At 72.1% G+C, this 2,899-nt stretch carries 2 protein-coding genes; both read left to right on the top strand.

Translation table 11 applies throughout. The features are described 5' to 3' along the window. Positions 1–102 precede the first annotated feature (102 nt). On the top strand, positions 103–1,851 hold the full coding sequence (locus tag ABEB17_RS14080; protein ID WP_345717370.1) for a methyl-accepting chemotaxis protein: 1,749 nt from the start codon (positions 103–105) through the stop codon (positions 1,849–1,851). A gap of 140 nt (positions 1,852–1,991) precedes the next feature. Continuing rightward, positions 1,992–2,899 (top strand): HAMP domain-containing protein (locus ABEB17_RS14075; RefSeq protein ID WP_345717369.1); only part of this gene is annotated, 908 nt, incomplete at its 3' end.

Here is a 2,899-nt window from a genome sequence, read left to right as displayed (position 1 = left end):
GAGGAGCTGTCGGTGATGGCGGCCCAGCTCCGCACCCAGATCGCCCGCTTCACCTACTGACACCACAGTCCGACCAGACGACGACGTCCGAGGAGCCCGCTGATGCCCCGCATCCCGCGCCTGCTGCGCACTCCTGCCGTGCCGGTACGCCGGTCGCTGGCGCGCGCCGCTGCCGGGCTGGGCCGACTTCCGCGCCCGGCTCTTCGTCGCTCGGCTCTACGTCGCTCGTCCCGGCCGGTGGCCGGTCGGCGTGGGTTGGGGTTGCGCAGCAAGATCCTCGCCGTCGGCGGTGTCGGGGTCCTGTCCGCCGTCCTGGTCGGTGGTAGCGCGTTCGTCGCGCTCGGCGACCTCGCCGCGACCACGCAGCGCCTCGAACGGCTGCAGATGCTGTCCTCGCAGCTGCAGGAGGTGCGCTTCGCGAACGCGGACATCCTCGGCTGGCAGGCGTCGTACGCCTGGGACGCACGGCGGCGCACACCGGCGGTGGCGCTGGCCGATGGCAGTGAGAGCCGGGCCAACTACCTCAAGGCCGCCGACTCGGTGCGGAACACGTTGGCGCACATGCCGACGGCCGACATGACGGACGACGAGCACGCGGCCTTCAACCGGATGTCGGTGCTGTGGAACGAGTTCTTCGCCACGGACGACTCCATCAAGACGATGTACTCGCTGGGCGACGCCCAGTCGGTCGACCGGGCCGAGAGCACGATCCTCGGACCCGAGCGCAACACCTACCGGCAGATTCTCGATGCCACCGACGCGCTCGTCATCTCGGTGGCGAAGCGGGTGGACGGCGAGGTCAGCCGCGCCACGGCCGACGCCCGGCGAGCCCGGCTGGTCGTCCTGGTCGTGGTCGGTGGTGCCGGCCTGGTCGTCGCGGTCGCAGCCTCGCTGGTCTCCGCTGGCATCGTGCGCCGGGTCGGCGCCGTGCGGGACAGCCTGGTGGCCATGGCGGGCGGCGATCTGACGGCCCGCTCGGCCGTGGCCGGGCGCGACGAGGTCGGCCAGATGGCCGCAGCGTTGAACGAGGCACAGGAGTCCGTGCGTGTCGTCGTCGAGCAGGTCGTGGACTCGGTCGAGCAGGTGGCCGCCTCGTCTGCGGAGCTGTCCGCCTCGGGTGAAGCCGTCGCTGCCGGCGCGGAGGAGGCGTCGGTGCAGGCCGGCGTCGTCGCCGCGGCGGCTGAGCAGGTGTCGCACAACGTCCAGACCGTCGCCGCCGGTTCCGAGGAGCTGGGCTCGGCCATCCGCGAGATCGCGGTGTCCGCCAACGAGGCTGCGCGGGTCGCTGCGGACGCCGTGACGGTGGTCGAGTCCACCACCGCCTCTGTCACCCAGCTCGGGTCCAGCTCCGTCGAGATCGGCAACGTCGTCAAGCTGATCACCTCGATCGCCCAGCAGACGAACCTGCTGGCGCTGAACGCGACGATCGAGGCGGCTCGGGCGGGTGAGGCGGGCAAGGGCTTTGCGGTGGTGGCCGGCGAGGTGAAGGAGCTGGCGCGCGAGACCGCAGCGGCGACGGGTGACATCGCCCGCCGCGTCGCGTCCATCCAGACCGACACGGTCGCCGCGGTCGCCGCGGTCGAGGAGATCGGCGCCATCATCGCCTCGATCAACGACTACCAGCTGACGATCGCCTCGGCGGTGGAGGAACAGACCGCCACCACGCAGGAGATGACCCGGAACGTGACCCAGGCGGCGTCGGGGTCCGGCGAGATCGCCTCGAACATCGGTGGGGTGGCCGCGGCGTCGGCGTCCACGACCGAGGCGCTGGCCACCTCCCGAGCGGCGGTCGCCCAGCTCTCCACGATGGCCGAGCAGCTGCGCGCCAGGATCTCCCGCTTCACGTACTGACCCCGGGCGCAGGTTCCGGTGTGGCGCGCGCCACACCGCAACCCCCGAAACCATCAGGTGGGGAAACGACGCGTCGATCTTGTCGATGATGGCGCGGGACGGTCTCGCGGCACCGGGGACCCATCCACCAGGAGGACGTCGTGTCCGCAGTGACCACGGCAGCATCGACCGAGCCGAGCACGGCCCCAGCCGGGCCGCGCGTGCGTCACGGCTGGTTCGTCAACCGCTCCGTGCGGACCAAGCTCGGTGCTGGGGTCGCGATCGCCCTGGTCGGCCTCGCCGCGCTGATGGCCGTCTCGGTCAACGCCGTCCAGACCCTTGAGTCGAGCAACCAGCGGCTGCTCGAGCTCGGTCGGCTGCAGAGCACCCTGATGGGCGGTGACATGGCCCACGACGCCGTTCGCGGCGACGTCCTGCAGGCGATCCTGTTCGCCGGCAAGCCCGAGGGCGACGAGGCCTCCGACGACCTGCCGGCCCAGTCCAAGACGTTGCAGGACAGCGTCGAGGTCGCCAAGGTCTCCGGCCTGGGTGGCGCGACGGCGGCCGCGGTGGCGGCGGTCGGCCCGGACCTGGACGCCTACACCAGCTCGGCGGCCCGGCTCGTCGGGCTCACGCTGACCAACCCCGCGGCCGCCCAGGCCGCGTACCCGGCGTTCCTGGAGTCCTTCCGGTCCCTGGAGACCTCCCTGTCGGGGCTGACCGAGACCGTGGACCAGGCGGCGCAGCAGGCGACGAAGGAGGCGGACGACGCCAAGTCGAGCGCGCTGCGATCCCTGTGGATCACGGTCGTGCTGACCGGGCTGGCCGTGGCCCTGCTGTCCCTGCTGGTCGCCCGCTCCATCGCGGGTGCGGTCGGTCGGGTCCGGGCCGCCGTCCAGGCCCTCGCCGACGGTGACCTGACCCACCCGACCGGGCTGCGCAGCCGCGACGAGCTCGGTCGGATGGGCGCGGCCCTGGACCATGCGCTCGAGAACCTGCGGGCCGTCCTGGAGCAGGTGTCGGCGTCGGCGGTGTCGGTGGCGTCGAGTTCGGAGGAGTTGTCGGTCTC

Origin of the sequence: Angustibacter luteus (genome assembly GCF_039541115.1) — a bacterium.
GTDB lineage: Bacteria > Actinomycetota > Actinomycetes > Actinomycetales > Angustibacteraceae > Angustibacter > Angustibacter luteus.
Note: the sequence above shows the minus strand (reverse complement) of the source record. Positions and strands in the feature narration are given on the sequence as shown.

Bases quoted from the DNA above. Each gene is read 5' to 3' on its own strand.
- ABEB17_RS14080 (WP_345717370.1), top strand. From the start codon at position 103: ATGCCCCGCATCCCGCGCCTGCTGCGCACTCCTGCCGTGCCGGTACGC.